At 47.5% G+C, this 22555-nt stretch carries 16 protein-coding genes; 9 read left to right on the top strand and 7 right to left on the bottom strand.

Features of this window, described 5'->3' with window-relative positions:
* Positions 1-59: 59 nt before the first annotated feature.
* Positions 60-662: a hypothetical protein gene (locus D0A37_RS09600; RefSeq protein WP_242723575.1), complete on the bottom strand. Its 603-nt coding sequence runs from the start codon at positions 660-662 to the stop codon at positions 60-62.
* Complete coding sequence (locus D0A37_RS09595; RefSeq protein WP_242723573.1) at positions 649-1176, bottom strand: hypothetical protein; 528 nt, start codon at positions 1174-1176, stop codon at positions 649-651. Before D0A37_RS09595 ends, D0A37_RS09600 begins: the two co-directional genes overlap by 14 nt.
* Before the next feature lie 203 nt (positions 1177-1379).
* On the opposite strand from D0A37_RS09595, the gene D0A37_RS09590 reads away from it, so the two are divergent.
* Complete coding sequence (locus D0A37_RS09590) at positions 1380-1955, top strand: helix-turn-helix domain-containing protein (RefSeq protein WP_445242511.1); 576 nt, start codon at positions 1380-1382, stop codon at positions 1953-1955.
* 86 nt (positions 1956-2041) lie between these two features.
* Here the strand turns inward: D0A37_RS09590 and D0A37_RS09585 are convergent, their stop codons facing one another.
* Positions 2042-2857, bottom strand: coding sequence for a class I SAM-dependent methyltransferase (locus D0A37_RS09585; protein WP_242723571.1), 816 nt, complete (start codon positions 2855-2857; stop codon positions 2042-2044).
* A 299-nt stretch (positions 2858-3156) separates the two neighbouring features.
* Here D0A37_RS09585 and D0A37_RS09580 point away from each other — a divergent pair, with 299 nt between their 5' ends.
* The 7 genes from D0A37_RS09580 (at position 3157) to D0A37_RS09550 (ending at position 14858) form a co-directional block, all read left to right on the top strand.
* The gene (locus D0A37_RS09580) at positions 3157-3828 is read left to right on the top strand and encodes a response regulator (protein ID WP_242723568.1); all 672 of its coding nucleotides are present in this window, start codon (positions 3157-3159) and stop codon (positions 3826-3828) included.
* Positions 3828-5783, top strand: coding sequence for a sensor histidine kinase (locus D0A37_RS09575; RefSeq protein ID WP_242723566.1), 1956 nt, complete (start codon positions 3828-3830; stop codon positions 5781-5783). The genes D0A37_RS09580 and D0A37_RS09575 overlap by 1 nt, the downstream gene beginning before the upstream one ends.
* 533 nt (positions 5784-6316) lie before the next feature.
* Positions 6317-7084, top strand: a complete 768-nt coding sequence (locus D0A37_RS09570) for a DUF928 domain-containing protein (RefSeq protein WP_242723565.1) — start codon at positions 6317-6319, stop codon at positions 7082-7084.
* 6 nt (positions 7085-7090) lie between these two features.
* Positions 7091-10387: a CHAT domain-containing tetratricopeptide repeat protein gene (locus D0A37_RS09565; protein ID WP_242723564.1), complete on the top strand. Its 3297-nt coding sequence runs from the start codon at positions 7091-7093 to the stop codon at positions 10385-10387.
* Between the two features lie 428 nt (positions 10388-10815).
* Positions 10816-11538, top strand: coding sequence for a calcium-binding protein (locus tag D0A37_RS09560; protein WP_242723562.1), 723 nt, complete (start codon positions 10816-10818; stop codon positions 11536-11538).
* A gap of 181 nt (positions 11539-11719) precedes the next feature.
* A protein-coding gene (locus tag D0A37_RS09555; RefSeq protein WP_242715677.1) for an IS630 family transposase occupies positions 11720-12675 on the top strand; the annotation gives its coding sequence in 2 pieces (ribosomal slippage) (positions 11720-12053 and positions 12053-12675; 957 coding nt in all).
* A 464-nt stretch (positions 12676-13139) separates the two neighbouring features.
* On the top strand, positions 13140-14858 hold the full coding sequence (locus D0A37_RS09550) for a S8 family serine peptidase (protein ID WP_242723560.1): 1719 nt from the start codon (positions 13140-13142) through the stop codon (positions 14856-14858).
* 168 nt (positions 14859-15026) lie between these two features.
* On the opposite strand, the gene D0A37_RS09545 is transcribed toward D0A37_RS09550, so the two are convergent.
* Entirely contained in the window at positions 15027-15230 is a 204-nt protein-coding gene (locus tag D0A37_RS09545; protein WP_242723558.1) for a hypothetical protein, read from the bottom strand.
* 39 nt (positions 15231-15269) lie between these two features.
* Here D0A37_RS09545 and D0A37_RS09540 point away from each other — a divergent pair, with 39 nt between their 5' ends.
* Positions 15270-18476: a CHAT domain-containing protein gene (locus D0A37_RS09540; RefSeq protein ID WP_242723557.1), complete on the top strand. Its 3207-nt coding sequence runs from the start codon at positions 15270-15272 to the stop codon at positions 18474-18476.
* Between the two features lie 162 nt (positions 18477-18638).
* On the opposite strand, the gene D0A37_RS09535 is transcribed toward D0A37_RS09540, so the two are convergent.
* The 3 genes from D0A37_RS09535 to D0A37_RS09530 all read right to left on the bottom strand — a co-directional run bounded on the left by D0A37_RS09535 (position 18639) and on the right by D0A37_RS09530 (position 22482).
* Positions 18639-20597, bottom strand: coding sequence for a cation:proton antiporter (locus D0A37_RS09535; protein ID WP_242723555.1), 1959 nt, complete (start codon positions 20595-20597; stop codon positions 18639-18641).
* A 605-nt stretch (positions 20598-21202) separates the two neighbouring features.
* Positions 21203-21634: a hypothetical protein gene (locus D0A37_RS29420; protein ID WP_445242510.1), complete on the bottom strand. Its 432-nt coding sequence runs from the start codon at positions 21632-21634 to the stop codon at positions 21203-21205.
* Positions 21625-22482 carry a GH25 family lysozyme gene (locus D0A37_RS09530; RefSeq protein WP_445242509.1) on the bottom strand — a complete coding sequence of 286 codons (858 nt, stop codon included), beginning with the start codon at positions 22480-22482 and terminating at the stop codon, positions 21625-21627. The genes D0A37_RS29420 and D0A37_RS09530 overlap by 10 nt, the downstream gene beginning before the upstream one ends.
* Between the last annotated feature and the right edge of the window lie 73 nt (positions 22483-22555).

Raw genomic sequence — 22555 nt, 5'->3', positions numbered from 1 at the left:
AAGCAGAGTTAGTAGTCCCTATGCTATTACCGATCGGTAATATCGGTTATTCTTGTGTTCTAGGTATCGTTATCTGTGCTACTGAGATCCCTTGAAGATATCCATCCTTTTAGAATAGCCTTAACAACATTAACATAAGGACTATTATCCAGAGTAGTTTCGACGACAGCAGATTCACCACCAGCTTTGAGGGCATTAACTAAACGAGATTTTAAATCGATAGGAGTTTCATCATTAACGTAGGCTACTTTTTCAGCTTCAGTAGCAGCAGGCTGGGACTTCTCCAGTTGCATCAGAAGTTGCTGAATCTCGTCAGCAGCTTCTGCAAGTGTTTGTCTTCTTTCAATTCCTTGATTAACGGTTCGACTCTCCATATAATCACCACCAACGTACAAACCTCCATCCTGAACAATGATCTGGCTAAACTGATCCACTAAAGAAGATCGTGTGTTATCTAAAGCTTTTCTGAACGCATCAATAGTAGCAATTGTAATTAAGCCCAAAATAACTATCAATGCCTGCTGTAACTCAGAAGCCATATCAATCTTGACTAACACACCAATTATAGTAAGAAGGATTATGGATAGATACACCGCAACCGAAGTTTTAAGTCGCTTTTCAAATTTTAACGCACTAATTAAATCTAGTTTAGAATCTTGCATTTTTAGGCTCCTCAGACTGAATATCCCGGTCGTTACCATTAGATAGAAGTTTATTTGAATCTTTGGCAAACCCTTTCAAACCATCGAAAAGCTCACCGATCTCTCCCAATGAATAGCCTAAAGGTTTAGCCAATCCTAAAATCAAAAACAGCAATCCTGCCAAAGAAGAAGCTTGTATAAAATAAATGCCAATCCCAACTGAAATAACACTAGCGATAACCTGTTGTCTACGTTGGAAAGTAGCTTTTTGTTGGGTTTCAACAAGCTGAGCCTTTGCCGATTGTTCTGTATAGTTTAATTGCCTATTATTTCTATCTAATTCCTGAACTGTTTGTCTAACTTTTATTAGTCGATCACATTCTTCTACGGTTTTCGCTAGTGCAAATTTTTCAGCCAGAACCTCTTTATAAATTTCGATGTCGGATTGAGTGTCTTGTGTTAGGCTCTCTCCACTCTGCATCTGATAGGGCAGCAAAGTGATATTTCTTGGTTGATCTAGTTTTTTATCGGTCATTTCCTACCTCTGCATTGGCAAGTAATTAGGTACAATATCACTTCCTTGTATAATTTCTGATTTATATTGGGTGATGAAATTTTAATATTCTCATAGTAGACTTTTAAGGTAAAAACTTAAATACAAAAAAAGTTGGAAAAAGTTGGATCTTTTTCAAATTAGCCCAAACAATTCGCAGGCGAGGTCAAAAAAGTTGGAGAAAGTTGGAAAAAGTAGGATATAGTAACGGCATTGATCTCATCGGCCTACCTATGGACATTCCTCAGACTTTGCAATCCGTCGATGAAGCTGTCTGCGCTAAGACAGGTAAGCATCTCAACGACTTGCAGCGCAGAATTATCGCGGGAATACTGAATCGTCAAAAGTATGCTGGGGTTGCAGAAACATACGGTTACAGTGACAAGCACGTTAAAAAAGTCAGTCACGAGCTTTTGCAAATGTTATCTGATATCTTTGGCGAACAAGTTAAAAAAAGTAATCTTGAATCTGTGCTAGAACGTCACATAAATGTAAATATAACTTTAGGAAATAAAAACACTGGGAATAAAAACAATGTTAATATAGGTTACACCAACAATTGCCCCGATGCTTCAGCTTCTACCTCAGATGAAAGTCAGCCTGCCACTCCTGACTTCCAGCAGCAAAGCAATAATTACACAGACCTCGCAATAATTGAATTAATTGATAAGTTGCGTCAGTTTGGTTTGACGGATGAGCAAATTGCAGAAGCGCTAAATCTACCCTTGAATGAACTCAATAGGGTGGATTTAGAAATTTGATTTGTTGGCTGGGAATGTAGCGAGAGTGCTAGAGGTTTTGCTGCGGCAGAACATCAATGTTTTGTGAAAAATTGGTTTTAATTTTATTAATTTTTTTCCCCGCACGCCATCAACCAAAAACTCATCATCGATCGATCGCCCGCAGCTACAAACTCATCCCGCGAAACCAGATAGCTTTCTATTTCCGACTCGGAAATCAACCCTTGTTTGACCATTTGCAAAATGGGCCCGGAGTCCAGCAAAGGTTCAAACGCTTCAATTCCAATTAAATCGCTGTGGCTGACAACCGCTTCTAAATCAACGCTACCAAACCCAGCTTCTTTGAGAATGCGGCACAGATTTCGCCCGACGCATAAATTGCCGCCCCGCGATGCCATCACCTGCTTGAATTTCTCGCGGACAATCTGGACTGACCAAGGTGGATTTGTCAGCCAAAACAAATCCGCGTCGCTATCAATAATCACCAGTTTGCCGCCCGGTTTCAAGATGCGGAATATTTCTCTAGCTGCTGCGACGGGCTCTGGAAGGTGAACGAACAGCAAACGGGCGATCGCAAAGTCAAACGTGTTATCATCCAAACCAGTATCCGCCACCGATGCTTGAATGCGATTTACTCGATCGCCTCCTTTGTCCTGCAAATATCCTACTGCTTTTTCGTGCAGTACCGGGTCAATTTCTACCGCTGTTACCGAACTGTTTGGCAGCAATTCTAACAGTTTTTCGGTGAAAAATCCCGGCCCGCTACCCGCTTCCAAAACATTCATCCCGTCGGCTAAACCGAACCAAGTTAAAGTGCGCGCTTCCTTTTCCCAACTGAGGAGAACTTGAGCTTTTAACCGTTGGATTTCTCCCTCAAATTCCAGATTGTACGTGTTTGCTTTGTACGAACCTTCTCCTACCATAAAATTATCCTTTTTCCTGCTGCGACACCTAGATTATAATAGAACTGCGCTTTAGCGCAATTCTCGTTGCGGACATCCACAACCCCAGTTGGCGGACAGATGCAGGACGGGAGCCAGGTAATTCCTCTATTGTAAGAAGATGACCGAGACGATTTTAGATTTGGGATTTTGAATGAGAATTTCAGCGGTTTAAAGCCCCTAGTTTTAACTAGGTCACAAATCGAAAATCGTAAATTCCCAATCTAAAATGGGTTGACGGATTACCTAAACTGACGATGTTGTGTGGTAACGAATCAATTATGCCCCAGACTTTACCTCAACCAGAGAAACGAACATTTTTAGTCGTGGATGACCATGCGATGGTGTTAGGTGGCACGCTTAACATTCTGAAGCAAGAATATCCAGAGGCAGACATTCTGACGGCTCCGACGGCTCAGGCAGCCCTTGAGCAAATAGCGCAGACGACCCCGGATTTGGTGATTGTGGATCTGGTGATGCCAGAGACGATCGGCGAAATAGCTCAAGCAAATTCAGGGCTTCTACTCCTCAAAACGTTGATGGAGCAGTATCCGAGTCTGAATATTGTGGTGCAGAGTGCCCATGTTCGGACTTTAGTTTGGCTGAAACCGTCGATCGACAATCACATGGGCGGCTTCACAGTTGTCGATAAGAGCCAGCCGATGAAAGACTTGCTGGCCATGGTTGATTGGGCGCTGCACGAGCGGATTTATACACCCAGAGAGATCCGCAATGGGCTGCAACTCAAACCCGCCTGGATGCAGGTGTTGCAATTTGCTTTTCAAGAGAGCTTACAGGATACTGCGATCGCCAAACGGATGAATGTTTCTGAACGCACTGTGCAGTCTTACTGGAGTCAGATTCGAGATGTGCTAGAGGTGTATAAGGATGATGATAAGAATCTGCGGATTCAAACGGAAGTGCGGGCTAGGGAACAAGGATTGATTGATTAGTGAAGCGCGATCGATGGCAAGCAGTGAAAGCGGGCGTCACGACTTGGGGACGAGGAGCGCTTCCAGGGGTAATGGTGATTGTCGCTGTGACGATCGCTCGATTGACCGGTGCGCTTCAGTTTTTGGAGTTGGTGACGTTCGATCGATTTCTGCGCCTGCGTCCCGCTGAGCCAATCGATGAAAGGATTGTAATCGTAAGTATCACCGAGGGAGATATTCAACGCGCCAGAACTTATCCGATTCCCGATCGCGAAATTGCCGATTTGCTTAAACGCTTGCAGGCCTATCAACCGACTGCGATCGGGCTGGATATTGTACGCGATATTCCGGTTGAGCCGGGTAATGCTGAACTAACATCGGTGTTTCGCAGCAGCAAGAATGCGATCGGAGTGGAGATTGCCCTGCCCGATCGCAGTGGCTTTACCGTCGCACCTCCGCCCGCGCTGCCATCGGAACAGGTTGGCTTTGCAGATGCCGTTCTCGATGCGGATGGCTACCAGCGCCGCAGTTTGTTGGGGGCTCACAACCCCCAGCAGGAATACCGTTTTTCGTTGGCGATCCGGCTGGCGGAACGCTATTTAGCAGCCCGAGGAATTAAGTTGGGCAATGGAATTCGCGATCGGGAGGCGATGCGCTTTGGCAGCATTGAATTGACCAGAGTGCAGTCAAACTCTGGCGGATATGTGGGGGCGGATGCTGGCGGCAACCAGATTTTACTCAATGTTCGCAGCGGGACAATGCCGTTTCGCGTGCTTTCTCTCTCGCAAATCAAATCGGGACAGGTCAACCCGGATTGGATTCGAGGCAGGATTGTGCTGATTGGGATGATGTCTTTTAGCGCGAAGGATTTGGCAAGTTCAGGTGCGATCGTTGGCATCAATCCGGGACGGATTTACGGAGTCGAAATCCAGGCGCACGCCACTAGCCAGATCGTTAGTGCGGTGCTCGATCGCCGATCGTTGCTTCGGGTTTGGGCAGACGCAGGGGAATATCTCTGGATTGTGGCATGGGGACTTTTGGGGATAAGTCTGGGACGGTTTTTGCGATCGCCCTGGAAAATTTTGTTGGGGCTCTTAGTCGCCAGTGTCAGCTCGATCGCGCTCTGTTACTGGCTGATTCTTTTGGGATGGTGGGTGCCGATCGTGCCTGTGTTGTTGGTGCTGGTGTTGAATGGGGCTGGCTTGATGGCAGCGTTATTTTATCGCCACGAACAGGAACTCCGACTGCGGTTGGAGGAACGTCAGTTTGCGATCGAGCAGACCTTTAATGCAATTCATAGCGGCCCGTTACAAACATTGGTTGTGATTTTGAGAACTGCTCAAGAACAAGCCACACCGCCGTTATTTCTACCGGAGTTGCAACGCTTGAATCAAGAATTGCGGGCAGTTTACGGCTCTGTGCAACGAGACGCGATCGCGGATGAACCGCATCTCCGCATGGGGAGTGCGATCGAATTGGCCCTGCAGGCTCCATTGCATGAATTGCTCTACAAGGTCTATTCCAACACGCTCGAACAAGAATTGCCCTACCTCAAAACGATCAAATTCAAAATTGTGCAGTTCGATCCCTTGAACACCTCGCATCTGCGGTTGGAACACAAGCGAGCACTCTGCCGCTTTCTGGAAGAAGCGCTCTGCAATGTCGGGAAACACGCGATCGAAGCCACTCGCTTGACTGTAATTTGCACTCAAGAGGGCGATCGGCAGGTGATTCGGGTGGCGGATAATGGTAGGGGGAAACAGTCTCAGTCAGAAACGCTTAGCTTGGCTGCAATGGAGCGAGACAAGGAAATACCCGAAGATCCAAACCCTAAACTTCAACCCTCAGGATTAGGAACCCAGCTTGCAAAGAACTTAGCCAAACAGTTAGGCGGAGCATTTCGGCGCTACCCGAATCAACCGAAGGGGACAGTGTGCGAGTTAACCTGGCCAGCAAAACGGCGGTGGTTCTGGTGAGCGGTGGGGTTCACGCTGGTTAAATCGGAGCTAATTGAGATGAGATATTGCACCATTTTCAATAAGGCGTTTATGAACGGGCAGGATGCCCGTTCCACAAGAAATTCACTCTTTGTGGAACGGGCATCTTGCCCGTTCTTGAGAATGGTTTAAGAGCTCAGATCTAACGATCGATAACACGGCAACTCTGGATAGGGCAATGCCCAAAGCGTGTCAACTTAAGCTGTCAGTCCACCCAGTCCTCCCGCCCACCCGGCAGTCCGCCAGGGAATGAATTCCCTGTCTCATAGCGAAAGTCCTCTCAAAGAGGACTGAAGAACTCATTAGTCCTCTCAAAGAGGACTGAAGAACTCATTAGTCGTCTTCAGACGACTTTCGCTTTGAGGCAGGGGTTTAAACCCCTGCCGGACTGCCGGACTGAGGGTTTGCCCTTAAGCTGACACCAATATCTTTGCACCTTCCCGCAAACGAAGCTTGCGGACAGTCCTCTATTGTGTTTGTGTATTCGTGATTACTCTAGAAGATAGTTACAGATGAGGATTCAGATGATGACTCACGAGTTGAAGCGTCGAACGGTTTACTCTGCCGGCATTGCGAGTTTAATGCTGAGTGTTTCGTTCTGGGTCGCTCCTGTAGCGCTGGCAAAATATACTCCTCCTGAAAACCCTTCTAAACCGAAAGACACCGGGACGAATACCACTCGCGGGGGCAGTTGCGAAGCTAATTCATCGGCGAGATTGACTGTCTTGGTGCCGTTTAGCCATGTCGGAGAGACGATTTCTGGGCATCCGACCTTTACCTGGTTTGTACCCGATCGCACTCCTCGTCCGCTGCAATTGAGGCTGTTTACTCGCACGGGACAACTGCTCTACAAAACCGAGATGCAGAGTCAGCAAGGGATTATGTCGGTTGCTTTGCCCCCAAATCTGCCCCAACTGTCGATCGGGCAATCCTATCAGTGGCAAGTGGTGTTGGTCTGCGATCCGATGGTTCCTTCGAGGAATGTGGTGGCGACGGCAGAAATCCAAGTAGTCCAGCCTGCTGCGTCGTTGCAGACTCAACTTGCAGCCGCCCAAACTCCCCAACAGCGGATCGACCTGTATGCGGAGGCGGGGCTGTGGTATGACGCGATCGCCGAAGCGCGCAAAGCCTCTGACACTTCTCAAAGCCAAGCGGCTGTGCTGGAACTGCTAGATTCTCTCGCTAGTTCGGAAGCCGAACCTTTGAAAGATTGGAGCGATCGATTGAAGCAAATAAGAGCGATCGAACAACAACGCCAACTCCCGCAACCCAAACCCTAAAATCCCATGCAGCCTTTCTCGCTAGCACTGTTTAAATTCAGTAATCGTAAAGTGCGATCGGGCTTCCTGTTTCCCCTCGCCTTTTGCCTGTTGTCTGTTGCATTTTACATTCCTCCCCACTCCTCACTTCCGGCTAACGCTCAGGCGATCGATGCTCGTCAAGTAGAGGCCGATCGGCTAATACAGCAGGGGCTTCAACAGTATCAGACTGGTCAAATAAGAGCAGCGCTGAATTCCTGGCAACAGGCACTGCAAATTTATCGCGCCCTCAAAAACCGCCTTGGGGAAGGTGTAGCACTAGGCCTTTTAGGAGATACTTACGACTCTCTGGGCAACTCGGCCAAAGCCATTGAGTATAAGCAGCGGGCTTTAACCATCGCCCGCGAAATTAAAAACCGCCACATTGAAGGTTTGGCACTGCGCGATTTGGGAAGAGTTTACTATTCTCTGGGCAACTCGGCCAAAGCCATTGAGTATTCACAGCAGAGCTTAGCGATCGCCCGCGAAAGAAAAGACCACCAAAGAGAAGCTGTGGCACTGGGCATTTTGGGAGCCGCTTACCTCTCTCTGGGCGACTCGGCCAAAGCCATTGAGTATTCACAGCAACAGTTAGCGATCGCCCGCGAAATCAAAGACCGCCAAGGGGAAGGTTTAGCATTGGGGCATTTGGGAGGTGCTTACCTCAATCTGGGCAACTGGGCCAAAGCGATTGAGTATTCACAGCAGAGCTTAGCAATCGCCCGCGAAATTAAAAACCGCAAAGGAGAGGGTACGGCACTGGGCATTTTGGAAGCCGCTTACTACTCTCTGGGCAACTATACCAAAGCCATTGAGTATACACAGCAGAGTTTAGCGATCGCCCGCTCCATTAAAGACCGCCAAGTGGAGGGTGTGGCACTGGGCAAGTTGGGACTCGCCTACCGCTTTTTGGGCAACTATACCAAAGCGATTGAGTATTCACAGCTCAGTTTAGCCATCGCCCGCTCCATTAAAGACCGCCATTGGGAGGCTCTGGCACTGGGAAATTTGGAACTTGCTTACCTCTCTCTGGGCAACTCGGCCAAAGCCATTGAGTATGCACAGCAGAGTTTAGCTATCGCCCGCTCCATTAAAGACCGCCAGGGAGAAGGGAGGGCACTGAGGATTTTGGGAGCCGCTTACTACTCTCTGGGCAACTATACCAAAGCCATCGATTATACACAGCAGACTTTAGCGATCGCCCGCTCCATTAAAGACCGCGAAGGGGAAGGGAATGCGCTGGGCATTTTGGGACTCGCTTACGGCTCTCTGGGCAACTGGGCCAAAGCCATTGAGTATGCACAGCAGAGTTTAGCGATCGCTCGCTCCATTAAAAACCGCGAAGGGGAAGGGAATGCACTGGGCAATTTGGGGCTCGCTTACCGCTCTCTGGGCAACTGGGCCAAAGCCATTGAGTATTCACGGCAGACTTTAGCGATCGCCCGCGAAATTAAAAACCGCCGAGACGAAGGTGCTGTGCTGGGCGATTTGGGATTTGCTTACAACTCTCTGGGCAACTATGCTCAAGCCATTGAGTATTCACAGCAGAGTTTAGCGATCGCCCGCGAAATTAAAAACCGCCGAGACGAAGGTGCGGCGCTGCGCTATCTGGGAATTGCTTACGGGTCTGTGGGGAACTATGCCAAAGCGATTGAGTATACACAGCAGAGTTTAGTGATCGCCCGCTCCATTAAAGACCGTCAAGCGGAAGGGAATGCACTGGGCATTTTGGGAGCCGCTTACTACTCTCTGGGCAACTATACCAAAGGCATTGAATATACACAGCTCAGTTTAGCCAACGCCCGCTCCATTAAAGACCGCAACGGAGAAGGTGCGGCGCTCAACAACCTGGGAGCGGCGTTCTTGAGAGCTGGCAACCTCACAGAAGCTGAAAAAATGCTGTTCGATGGGATTCAAGTTTGGGAATCGATGCGGCAAATGCTCGGCTCCAACGACGCGAATAAAGTCTCCATCTTTGAAGGGCAAGAGCGCACCTATCAGACTTTACAAGAAGTCCGGGTGGCTCAGAATAACCCGATCGCCGCCTTAGAAATTGCCGAACGGGGACGCGCTCGTGCCTTTGTCGATCTCCTGACAGAACGCTTATCGTCAGGTTCTACCAATCCGATGATAAACACTTCTCCGAACCAGGAGCAAATTCGCCAAATCGCCAAAGCACAGAACGCCACTTTGGTGCAGTATTCGATCGTCTACGACGAGTTTCAGATTCAGGGAAAAAGCGAACCGCGAGAATCCGCGCTCTACATCTGGGTAATTCAACCGACAGGCGAAATTACCTTCCGCCAAGTTGACCTTAAACCCCTCTGGCAGCAACACAACGCCTCTCTAGCCAGCTTGATCGTGGGCAATCAAGAATTCCTCGCCGTCCGCAGTCGCAGCAGTCTTGGCTCCACCCAACCCCAACCCGACTTACCGACACTGCATCAACTGCTGATCGATCCCATTGCCAGCCTCCTACCCACAGACCCCAATGCCCGCGTCATTTTCATTCCCCAAGGTGCCCTGTTCCAGGTGCCCTTTCCGGCCCTGCAAGATGCCAGCGGCACTTACTTAATCGAAAAACACACGATTCTCACCGCCCCCTCGATTCAAGTATTGGATTTGACTCGACAACAACGACAGAAGTTAGCACAGAAGCCAGTCAACAGCAGCAGGGCTCTAGTATTGGGCAATCCCACCATGCCAAGCGTGTCTCTCTCTCTGGGAGAGCCCAAACAGCAATTGTCTCCTCTACCTGGAGCCGAAGCTGAAGCGATCGCGATCGCGCCTCTGCTCAACACTCAAGCCATCACAGGCGCACAAGGGACAAAAGCTGCGATCGTTCAAAAAATGCCCCAAGCATCGACTATTCACTTGGCAACGCATGGATTGCTGGATGATGTGCATGGATTGGGAAGTGCGATCGCCCTGGCTCCTTCTGGTAGCGATGACGGCTTATTGACCGCAGAAGAGATTTTCGACATGAAACTGCAAGCAAATTTAGTCGTTTTGAGTGCTTGCAACACTGGAGAAGGCAGAATTACCGGGGACGGGGTGATTGGTTTGTCGCGTGCGTTGATTTCGGCAGGCGTTCCCAGCGTGATTGTTTCTTTATGGGCGGTTCCCGATGCGCCGACATCGGAATTGATGCAGGCATTTTATCAAAACCTTCAGAAGAATCCGAATAAAGCACAGGCACTTCGGCAGGCAATGTTAACCACGATGAAAACTCATCCTGGGCCGCGAAATTGGGCAGCGTTCACCTTAATTGGGGAGGCAGAGTAAGTTTTTATTAATAGCGAATTGGCTCAATGTTTTTCTCCTAAATTTTCTCCTAAATTATATCAATTCCGGTTGTACCGGAATAATAGAGCAGACGGCAGTGCGGTTTCCCTACCCAAAATAACATTGTAGGGAAACGGCACTGCCGTCTCCTTTTCGGATACTAATAATTCCGATGCAATCGGAAATGCTCTTTATTCTTTAGTCGGCGCAGGCCGACTTTGTTTGTTTAGACGCGGTTGAAACCGCCGAGTTATTTTCTCAATCTCAAAACTGATGGAAATGAACCATCTACTCTACATATTCACATATATTGCACTTTCCCGCAATCTATTTTGCACCCCGTACTTCATCAAGTCTGTGGGTAGAACGAATGATTTTCTCATCTGGGTTGCTTAAGATTTAAGTCAAGTGTTAAGAGGATTTTTTTTATGGCTTTACAACCAGATCTGTCAGAATCTAGACAATTACTTGGCGACAATACATCCGAATTTGTTACTTTGTCGATCGCAGAGGCAACTAATTTTCCTTTGGGAGCTTGGATGCTTGCAGGTGACGATTTCGTCACTGGCTCAACAGCTAATGATTTGGTTTATGGCAATGAAGGAGAAGATATTATCAGCGGGGATTTGGGCAACGATTCTTTATTCGGAGGAAAAGGTAAAGACTTCCTGATTGGAGATGAGGGAAATGACTCTCTCAGCGGCGGTCAAGATGCAGATTTTCTGATAGGTGCTGCGGGAAATGATATTCTCTTGGGCGGTAGAGGCAATGATTTTTTAGTCAGCGGTAACGGAAATGACACTCTGGTGGGAGGTTTGGGTCGCGACATTTTAGGAGCTTTGGATGATAATAATAGTTCAATCAAAATCGGGGGCAGCAATTTGTACGTCGTCCAAGCAGAACCCGGAGTTACAGATGTCAATAATGCCGATTTTATTGTAGGTTTCAGAGTTGGCGCCGATAGAATTGGATTGGCAGGCGGTTTGACTGCTAGCGATGTAGACTTGCAATACGTGACAAACGTGACAGTTTTATTTGGGTTTGATGCACCAGAAAGTGCCAAACTCTTTACCCCGCCAGGTGCCTTCGATACTCAACCGATACAGAGTCAAGGCACTCTAATTAAAGTTAGGAATTCCGGCGACATATAGCATTTCTTAGAAAGATGAGGTATAATATAACTGACTTAAACGGAGTGAAAAATATAGAACTTCAAAATGTTATACAGCTCTAATTAAATAGGGCGATCTTCGAGCAGTAGTCCCTCGACCCGCAGCAGTCACTAGAATGACAACTATCTCAAATTTTAGCAAGGATCACGCATTAGTAAAAATGAAAACTTATTCGATTGATTTTAGACAAAAAATTATGGATGTGTACCATAATGAACCGCTGTCACAAAGAGCAATAGCTAACCGTTTTTGTGTAGCCCTAAGTTTTGTCCAAAAATTGGTTAAACAGTATCGTGACACCCAAAACATTGCTCCTCGCACTGAGCGATGTGGAGTCAAATTAAAACTGAATGCAGAACAACTGCTAATTTTAGCGGAATTGATTGAAGCAAACAATGATGCAACTCTCGAAGAACTCCGTTATTTACTGTACCAAAAAATTGGTTTTACCATCAGCGTAGCAACGATGGGAAGAATGGCAAAACTCTTAAACATGACTTTGAAAAAAAAACTCTTTTCCCGTCAGACAAAGGCACTGACAGGGTTCAGAACCTGCGATACGAGTTCTGGCAAAAAATTAGAGAAGTTTGTTTCAAAGACTTAATATTCATTGATGAATGTGGAGTAAACTTGGCAATGGTTAGGTTATATGCTCGATCTCTAAAAGGTTCAAGAGCCAAGGGATCAAAACCGAATAAACGCGGAAGAAATGTCTCAATAATTGGAGCTATATCGGTCAAAGAAGTCCTAACATCAGTTAATTTAATAGGTACAACTGATGCAATTACATTTGAGGCTTTTATTATCCGAAAATTAGTGCCAAAGTTATGGAAAGGTGCTTGTGTAGTCATGGATAATTGTACTATTCATACCGGAGAAGAAGTAGAAAAAGCCATCCAAAAAAAAGGGGCTAAATTAATATACTTGTCGCCCTATTCGCCGGATTTCTCCCCAATTGAAAATTTATGGTCAAAACTTAAAAATATTCTCCGTTCTATCAAGACACCTAATTATAAAGAGTTAGCAAAAGCCATAGAGTTTGCATTTAGTGAAGTTACATCAGCAAATATTTGGAATTGGTTTACTCACTGCTGTTATTGTACCTCACCTTTGTAAGAAATGCTATAGTAGGCTTTGTGTCAAATGTAAGAGTGGCCGATCTTCAAGGTAGTATTATCTCTGCTCCGGGATTTTGATCGCTTTTTACAGCTTCGTAGCGAGGAATAAATTCCTCATCAATGGCTCTTGAAAACTTCAGTGCCTAAAAGCGACATTTATATCTGAAAGAGGACTAATGAGTTATATTCTTCAGTCCTCTTTTAGAGGACTTGCGCTATGAGACAGGGAATTAATTCCCTGGCGGACTGTGGAATGAATCTTTGTTCGCGATCGCGTCTCAATAATCTTAACACTGATGGAAGTGAACCATCTACTCTACATATTCACCTACATTGCACTTTCCCGCAATCTCTTTTGCACCCCGTACTTGATCAAGTCTGTGGGTAGAACGGATGATTTTTCGATCTGGGCTGCGTAAGATTTAAATCAACAATGAATCTAAATATCTGAGGTTTTAAATTATGTTAGACATCACAACTAATCCTAACGATCGCCTTTTGTTCAATCAACAGCCAAACGATCTCGCACAATCAACATTTCCGGCTAACAGCCACTTGCTCAACCCAGCGATCGAGCCATTGAATATTCCTGGTTATAGTGCTGAATCTAGCTTGACTAATTCCACAGCATCCAGCTTCGACCCACAGACACAGATAGCAGATTTTATTGTAGCTAATGCAGGCGCTGGCTTCAGTTACTCTGCGAGCGATCGAGTTAGTGGCGATGTCGCCGATTCTCAACTCAAACCGCAGTCACAATCGGCGAATGTAAACGCAGATCCGCTAACAGGAACGATATCTGCTTCCCAGTTGAATTTTGCCGATCCAGGGAACTCTCTTTCGATAGCTCGTAATATTGTTGGTGTTGAAAATGGTAGCATCAACTTAACTGATTTTGTCGGAGTTGGAGATTCCAACCATTTCTATCGATTCGATATCAACACTAAGAGCAATTTTAGCCTGCGTCTAGACGGTTTGAGAGCGGATGCTGACGTAAAGCTAATTCAAGATAGAAACCACAACGGTGTAGTTGATTTTGGGGAAACTATTGACTACTCTCTTGAGAGTGGCATCGTCCCCGATGTCATTAATGTATCCAATCTGGCTCCCGGAACATACTATGTCCAAGTCTCTAGCTTCTTAGGCAACTCTACTAATTACAACCTGAATCTTTCTGCCACCTCTATTCCTGAACTAAATATTTCCACACCTAGCGGCCCTTTTAATAGTAATTACGGCTACGGTTTGGTGAATGCAAATGCAGCAGTTTCCACCACCTTAAACCGCTCAAATCCTTTTCCAGATCTTCCCGATTTGGGCGGGAATAATTGGGCGCTAGATGCCATAAATACACCGGAAGTTTGGACTCAGAACATTACAGGAAATGGGATTGTTGTAGCTGTCGTGGATAGTGGTGTTGACTACAGCCATCCTGACTTGGATGACAATATTTGGCGGAACGCTGGTGAAATTGCTGGAAACGGCATCGATGACGATCGCAACGGATACATTGATGATATTCGGGGTTGGGATTTTGTGGCTAGCGACGACAACCCAATGGATCTGGATTTATACGGTCACGGGACTCACATAGCAGGTGCGATCGCGGCGGAACGAAATGATTTTGGCATCACAGGAGTTGCGCCCAATGCTAAGATTATGCCTGTCAGAGTGTTAGACACCTTTGGTTACGGCGAGTTGAATAATGTTGCGGCTGGAATCCGGTATGCTGCTGATAATGGAGCCAATGTAATTAACCTCAGCTTGGGAAATGAGTTTTACCCTTCCAACCTGGTGAATGACGCAATTGAGTATGCAAATAACAAAGGCTCTGTTGTGGTGATAGCAGCGGGAAATTCGGGTTTTAGCCAACCTGATTACCCAGCTCGTAATGCCGATCGCTTGGGAATTGCAGTGGGCAGCATTGATATAAACGGCAGGATGGCTGACACCTCGAACCGTGCGGGTTCCACAGCTTTGGATTACCTAGTTGCTCCGGGAGTAGACATCTATTCTACAACTCCCTATAGCACCTATGACACCCTAACTGGCACATCTATGGCAACGCCACAGGTAGCGGGTGTAGCGGCTTTAGTTTTGAATGCTAATCCGACTTTAACTCCAGCTCAAGTTGAGTACATTTTGACGACAACAGCTAATCGGAATGCGTTGATAGGATAGCATTGCAAATTTCCACTTAAGTCCTGCGGACATTAATCGAGCATTAGAGCAGACGGCTCTGGATATGGACGATCTAAACACGCCAGGTTTTGATTTTGGACTTGACTATGCCAGTGGGTAATGGTTTGAATCAAACCGATCGGGCGATCGCTAAAATTGTCGTCTAATTCAGATTAGAGTCCCCATCCCTGCGGCGAGATTGGGGAGACAGAGTAAGCTTCTATGAAGGTCGATCGCCTGTGGCAGATTGAGGCGATCGCACGACGACGGCAGAAAGAGCGATCGGGCTAATTCTCTAAATTCCAACTCTAGAATTCTATGCTGTATTCCCCCTTTAAGCGGCTCAAATCGACCCACTCTAGGCTCACTCATGTTTTCCTAGCTTCCATTTCCCTATTCCTGGTTGCCACTATGTCCCCATTAACTAATCCTGACTCTCAATTCCCAGCGATGGCTCAAACTACTGATGCTCGTGAAGCAGAGGCCGATCGGCTCTTGCAGCAGGGCACCCAACAATATCAGACTGGGCAATTCCAAGCAGCGCTGAATTTCTGGCAACAGGCACTGCCAATTTATCGCGCCCTCAAAAACCGCCAAGGAGAGGGTTGGGCACTGGGCAATCTGGGAATGGCTTACCAATCTCTGGGCAATTATGCCAAAGCCATTGAATATGCACAGCAACATTTAGCCATCACCCGGGAAATTAAAGACCGTCAAACAGAAGGTTTGGCACTGGCCGATTTGGGACGTGCTTACTACTCTCTGGGCAACTGGGCCAAAACCATTGAATATTCACAGCAAAGTTTAGCCATCGCCCGCGAAATTAAAGATCGGAAAACAGAAAGTTGGGCTCTGGGCAATTTGGGACGTGCTTACCTTGATCTGGGCAACTCGGCCAAAGCCATTGAGTATTTACAGCAGAGTTTAGCCATCGCCCGCGAAATTAAAGACCGTCAGAGAGAGGGTGCAGCACAGGGCAATTTGGGAGCCGCTTACCTCTCTCTGGGCAACTATGTGCAAGCCATTGAGTATTCACAGCTCAGTTTAGCCATCGCGCGCGAAATTAAAGACCGTCAGAAGGAGGGTGCAACACTGGGCAATTTGGGAACCGCTTACCTCTCTCTGGGCGACCATACCAAAGCCATTGAATATACACAGCAACAGTTAGCCATCGCCCGCGAAATTAAAGACCGCCACAGTGAAAAGGTGGCACTGGGCAATTTGGGAGTCGCTTACCACTCTATGGGCGACCATACCAAAGCCATTGAGTATTCACAACAACATTTAGCTATTGCCCGTGAAATTAATGACCGCAAGGAGGAGAGTCGGGCACTAAAAAATTTGGGAGGTGCTTACCTCTCTCTGGGCAATTATGCCAAAGTCATTGAGTATTCGCAGCAACATTTAGCTATCGCCCGTGAAATTCAAGACCGCCAGCAGGAGAGTCTCGCACTAAGCAATTTGGGAGAGGCTTATTTGTATCTGGGCGACCATATCAAAGCCATTGAATATATACAGCAACAGTTAGCTATCGCCCGCGCAATTAAAGACCGTAAGTTGGAGGGTCTAACACTAGGCAGTTTGGGAGAGGCTTACCGCTTTCTGGGCAACTATACCAAAGCCATTGAGTATTCACAGCAACACTTAGCCATCGCCCGCGAAATTCAAGACCGTGAGGGGGAGGGTATAGCACTAGACAATTTGGGAATGGCTTACCGCTTTCTGAGCAACTATGCCAAAGCCATCGAGTATTCACTGAAATATTTAGCTATCGCCCGCTCCATTAAATACCGCCAAGGAGAATGTAGGGCACTGGGCAATTTGGGATTCACTTACCTCTATCTGGGCGACTCGGCCAAAGCCATTGAGTATGCACAGCAAAGTTTAGCGATTGCCCGTGAAATTAAAGACCGCCAAAGTGAGGGTATGGCACTGGGTAATTTGGGAGGTGCTTACATCGCTCTGGGAAACTCGGCCAAAACCATTGAGTATTCACAGCAGTGGTTAGCTATCGCCCGCGAAATTAAAGACCGCTCAGCGGAGGCTGCGTCACTGGGCAATTTGGGAATCGCTTACCTCTATCTGGAAAACTATGCCAAAGCCATTGAGTATTCACAGCAACAGTTAGCCATCGCCCGCGAAATTAAAGACCGCCGGGCGGAGGGTATAGCACTCAACAACCTCGGATTGGCGTTCTTGAGAGCTGGCAAGCTTACAGAAGCCGAAAAAATGCTCGTCAATGGGATTCAAGTTTTGGAATCGAGGCGGCAAATGCTCGGCTCCAACGACGCGAATAAAGTCTCCATCTTTGAAGGACAAGCTATGACTTATAGCCTTCTACAACAAGTTCGAGTGGCTCAGAATAACCCGATCGCCGCTTTAGAAATTGCGGAACGGGGACGTGCTCGTGCCTTTGTCGATCTCCTGACAGAGCGCTTATCAACTGGTGATGCCAATCCGGTCATCGCCTCTGCTCCCAACCAGGAGCAAATCCGCCAAATCGCCAAAGCACAGAATGCCACTTTGGTGCAGTATTCGATCGTCTACGACGAGTTTCAGATTCAGGGCAAACAAGTATGGCGAGAATCCGCGCTCTACATTTGGGTGATTCAACCTACGGGCGAAATTACCTTCCGGCAGGTTGACCTCAAACCTCTCTGGCAGAAACACAACGCCTCTCTAGACAGCTTAATCGCGGGCAATCAAGAATTCCTCGCCGTCCGCAGTCGCAGCAGTCTTGGCTCCACCCAACCCCAACCAGACTTACCGACACTGCATCAACTGCTGATCGATCCCATTGCCAGCCTCCTACCCAAAGACCCTAATGCCCACGTCATTTTCATTCCTCAACGATCGCTTTTCCAGGTACCCTTTGGGGCCCTGCAAGATGAAGGCGGCACTTACTTAATCGAAAAACACACGATTCTCACCGCCCCCTCGATTCAAGTATTGGATTTGACTCGACAACAGCGGCAAAAGTTAGCACAGAAGCCAGTCAACAGCAGCAGGGCTCTAGTATTGGGCAATCCCACCATGCCTAGTGTGTCTGCCTATCTCGGAGCTCCCAAACAACAATTGTCTCCTCTACCTGGGGCCGAAGCCGAAGCGATCGCGATCGCCCCTCTGCTCAACACCCAAGCCATTACGGGCGCACAAGGGACAAAAGCTGCGATCGTCCAAAAAATGCCCCAGGCATCTATTATTCATCTGGCAACCCATGGATTGCTGGATGATGTGCGCGGATTGGCAAGTGCGATCGTCCTGGCTCCTTCTGGTAGCGATGACGGCTTATTGACCGCAGAAGAGATTTTCGATATGAAACTGCAAGCAAATTTAGTTGTTTTGAGTGCTTGCAACACTGGAGAAGGCAGAATTACCGGGGATGGTGTGATTGGTTTGTCGCGCGCTTTGATTTCGGCAGGCGTTCCCAGCGTGATTGTTTCTTTATGGGCGGTTCCCGATGCGCCGACATCGGAATTGATGCAGTCGTTTTATCAAAACCTTCAGAAGAATCCGAATAAAGCACAGGCACTTCGGCAGGCAATGTTAACCACGATGAAAACTCATCCCCAGCCGCGAAATTGGGCAGCGTTCACGTTAATTGGGGAGGCAGAGTAAGGACGATCGCTCTAATCTGCTTGTCCCGATCGATCTGATAGATGTTGTGCATTGAAATTGTATATTTCAATCCCATATCAAAACTTGTCAAATCCTCTCCCCGTCTCCCCCTCTTCCCCTCTAGTACCATAGACAATCTAGATGCACGACAGCTTACTGCCCCTATCGCGAAACGGGCGGCTGCAAAACTTTAGCATCCTTTGCTATTTCCGCTGACTCCAAAACCGGCTCTAACACCGGAGAAGGAATCGGCACTTCTTCAACTACCTGATGCTTTTCCAAAGTCAAACGAGACTGCGACGAACCCGACAATCTTTTCAACAATTTCGGTGTCGGATCGTACAACAAATAAATTATTCTATCGCCTGCTTGCCAAATCTGGGTCGCCGACACTACTTGCAAGTATCCTTGCCTTTCCAGCAGCAGCGGCGCCAACTCCTCGGCTTGAACTAAAGCTTGTAAGTGAGCAATCTGAAACTGCAATCCCTCACTTTTTAACTCAGTTTCCCCCAATTTTACTTCGCCATCGCTCAAATATTCGTTCCAATCCTTCAGCGACAAATCGGAGACAAAAGCTTGATTGATTTTAGTCTGATTTGCAGGCGTATTTGCTTGCGGATCTTTGGGGAATATTGCCAAAACCCTCGGCGGTGCAAACTCTTCGGCCGCCCGCTGAGCTAACACTAAGTTTACCTCGCCGTTGTTAGTCATTGCCAAAAAAGTTCCCATCGAATCGAGTCCGGCTTCTTCTAACACGCTGTGGTCGAGAGCACTGCTCAAAAACACCCGCAAACCCTCTCGTTCTGCTTGTGCACAAGCTTCCGGGTCGGTGTCAATAATTGCCACCGATTCTCCGCGTTCTTGAAACAAGCGAGCAATTAATCTGCTCAAAGGATTTGACCCCACAATTGCAGCACCTGTTGCCGATTTGGAGGTGATGCCCAAAAGTTGAGCCATCCGTCCGGCAGTTAGTCCCTGGACGAAAACTGTCATAATAATTGTTAGGAAAACTAAGGCTTTAATCGAGTCGCCGCCGTTGATTCCCCGCTGGGTGAGCAAAATTGCAAATAAAGATGCGATCGAGGCTGAGACAATTCCCCTCGGGGCTACCCAACAAACAAATAATTTCTGCCGCCAATTCAGTCCGCTGTTCCAAGTACACAGCCAAACGTTGATCGGCCGCACTACCCACATTAAAGCTAAAACGGTAAACACACTTCCCCAACCGAGGGCGACCACACTAGCGAGCGATAAATCGGCCGCCAGCAGCACGAACAGCATAGAAATAGCCAGGACTGTGAGTTGACCTTTAAACCTCCTCAGCAGCCTTTCTTCCGGCACAGCAGCGGCTCTGAGGACGATGCCGGATAGGACTGTTGCCATCAGTCCCGATTCGCTGCGGATTTCTTCTGCTAAGCCGAAAAATCCCCACAAACTGGCTAACACTACTAAGTTTTTGAGGTCTTCTGAGAGAAATTGCGATCGCTTGAGAATGAATCCGAGCAGCCAACCGCCCACAACTCCGACGACTGCGCCAACGAAAAGCCGCACGATTAAATCTCGGAACAAAACCAGCAAATCAGCATTGCCGTTTAAAACAATATTCAGCACCAATACCGCCAGAATTGCCCCGACAGGATCGATTAAAACGCCTTCTGCTTCTAGCAAGGAGGCGACTTTTTTGTCAACAGATACTTGTTTGAGCAAAGGGCCGATTACTGTCGGGCCTGTGACGACTACTAGAGAAGCATACAAAAATGCGATCGGCCAGGGAAATTCCCCCAACCAGTGTGCGGCCATTCCGCCACCAATTAGCGTAATTAAAGTGCCTACCGTAACTAAATTGCGGATGCTGCCGGAAAGTTTTCCTAAATCTCGCAATTCCAAATTCAAGCCGCCTTCAAACAGAATTAACGCTACGCAAAGCGATACCATAACTTCCAAACCGCTGCCCAGCAGATTGGGGTGCAGCACTCCCAAGCAGTCTGGGCCGGCTAAAATGCCAAACAACAGCAAAAAGACGATCGCCGGAACTTTCAGATAGGCGGCCAGAACTTGAGCGCTGATGCCACAGATGACGGTCATGACCATCAACAGGGTGATGTTAAAGGGGATTTCCATAGATATAATTGTTACAGGCTGCCCGCTTAGTTTTCAATGTTCGATCGCGGGTAATGGCAGTGCAGGCGCTATTTTCGGCGCAGCTTACAAACTCGGCACGGCCCTGGATTTTTCCCAATAAGATTAAAAAACCTTGATAGTCGCTATAACTTTATCAGATAATTCTCTGGGCGTCAAAGATGGGAGTAAGCTGTAGCTAAGCGAGAGATTGTCTGTTATGTTCCAGAGTCCGAGGGGGATGCGGGCACAGAGGGAGAGGATTTGACGAATTTTGATGGGAAGTCAATCTTAAATCTCCAATAGCAAGATTGGCCGGCTTTTCCATTCTAGAGCGCTTCAACCCCCAGATTCATCTGTTGAGTGAATCTCCAATCAAAAAGCTCACACATCAAATCGATCGCCCCCAGACTCATCTTTAGACGGAGCATCTCAATGAAAGCAGCCAAGCTAGAAATTGGATGCAGAAGACAGGAGGCAGAAGGAAAGAGCCAGAAGAACTGTTTTTACAAATAGGAGAGCCTCCCTCTTTAGAGTAGATTTCCCATCTAAAATCTCAACTCTCAAGATTCATCTGTAGAGTCAATCTCAAATCTCAACTCTCAAATCTATAATCGATTGGCATTCTGCCACCTGCGAAAAAACTCCGATAGAATGGTCGGCGAAATTCGCCCTTCCAGCCAATCTAAAGCCTGGTTTTGGTTTGGTGCGGCCCGATAAAATTTGCACGCATCTATCAGCCGAATCGGAGAATTAGTGACAGTAGATTGAGAGCGCCACTTTTGGGCAAACTCGGTAATAATAGCCGGAGAAATTTGTTTTTGCAGCCAATCTAAAGCTTGGTCTTGTTGTGCTAAACCGCGATAAAATTTGCCCACATCTATCAATCGCAAATTACTATCTTGAGGTAAGGCAGTTGCCCGCCATTTTTGAGCAAATTCCCCTAAAACAGAGTTAGAAACTTGACTTTGCAGCCAAATTAAGGCTGTATCTTGGCTAGCGCTAGCTTTATAAGACGAGAATACCTGAGTCAGCCGCACGTTTGATATGGGAGTGGGAGTCGGAGCGGGAGTCGGCTGCGGGACTGGTTTTGGGGCTGGAGGGGGACGATTACTTTGGGAGCTTTTCGCATCAAAGCGGCCCAAGTTTTGAGGGTTGCAATGCCGTCTGGATTGAGACCTTGAGATTTCTGAAACGAGATGAGCGCTGCTGTGGTGGTTGCTCCAAATTTAGCATCCATCGCGCCTTGATAAAAACCTTTAATTCTTAATTCCCTCTGGATGTCTGCAACTTTATAACTTTGGGCGCCTTCTCGGACGCTTTCAAAAATATTGGTGTCTACATTGCCCGATACGCCGGACACGCTGCCGCTGTCGCTGTACTGCCAAAAAGTCCAAGTTTTCCAGCCGCCGGGAACCCAAGGTTCCTCAGCACTGGTATAGTGAGCAATCCACAGTGGATAATCGGCAAACCGTTTTGTCCCCAAGTTGTCCCAGAAACCGGGGTACGTGTAGATAATCGGTCGCATCAAGGTGGCTTTTTCGACTGCTTCTAGCCAAATTGCGGCTCGATCGCACAATTGAGTCGCACTCAAACCGCCTGTAGTTTCCACATCCAAGACTGGCGGCAAATCCCCCGGTTCGAGTTTTACAGTTTTCAAGAACAAATCTATTTGTCCTTGAATGCTGCTTGCAGGTCGAAAAAAGTGGTAAGCACCCCGTTGAATCCCCGCCGCTTTCATCGCCGCCCAATTGCGAGCGAAACTTTGGGCAACGAACGTTGCACCCTCGGTCGATTTGACAAAACTGAAGACAATACCATCCCGGGCAACTGCTTGCCAATTGACATTGGGCTGGTAGTCGGAAACATCTATACCGCGAATACTCATATTACGAAGAGTTGAGAAAAGCTGGGTTGGTCTGAAGCAGCGACTCGATTAAGGGTAGATTAAATTGTAATGC

The sequence above is a fragment of the Microcoleus vaginatus HSN003 genome (genome assembly GCF_022701255.1).
In the GTDB taxonomy this organism is placed as follows: Bacteria; Cyanobacteriota; Cyanobacteriia; order Cyanobacteriales; family Microcoleaceae; genus Microcoleus; species Microcoleus vaginatus_B.
This window is presented reverse-complemented; position numbering and strand designations above follow the sequence as displayed.